Raw genomic sequence first — 530 nt, 5'->3', positions numbered from 1 at the left:
CGGTTACGCCGGTGTCACCTTTTTCGCCTTTGTCGCCGGTTGCGCCGGTATCACCTTTAGCACCAGTTGCACCAGTAGCGCCGGTGTCACCTTTTTCGCCTTTGTCGCCGGTTGCGCCGGTATCACCTTTAGCGCCAGTTGCACCAGTAGCACCGGTATCACCTTTAGCGCCAGTTGCGCCAGTAGTGCCGGTGTCACCTTTTTCACCTTTGTCGCCGGTTGCGCCAGTAGCGCCGGTATCACCTTTTTCACCTTTGTCGCCGGTTGCGCCAGTAGCGCCGGTATCACCTTTAGCACCAGTTGCACCAGTATCGCCTTTAGCACCAGTTGCGCCGGTTGCACCAGTAGCACCAGTAGCACCAGTTGCACCAGTAGCACCAGTAGCACCAGTAGCACCAGTAGCACCGGTATCACCAGTAGCACCGGTATCGCCTTTAGCACCAGTTGCGCCGGTTACGCCGGTGTCACCTTTTTCACCTTTGTCGCCGGTTGCACCGGTATCACCTTTAGCACCAGTAGCACCGGTATCA

At 57.4% G+C, this 530-nt stretch carries 1 protein-coding gene; it reads right to left on the bottom strand.

From position 1 onward, the window contains the following. Positions 1-530: hypothetical protein (locus ACTHTA_RS06235; protein ID WP_440379630.1), on the bottom strand; the 530-nt coding region annotated here is incomplete at both ends.

This window comes from Neisseria sp. P0013.S005 (assembly GCF_051958425.1).
GTDB lineage: Bacteria > Pseudomonadota > Gammaproteobacteria > Burkholderiales > Neisseriaceae > Neisseria > Neisseria subflava.
This window is presented reverse-complemented; position numbering and strand designations above follow the sequence as displayed.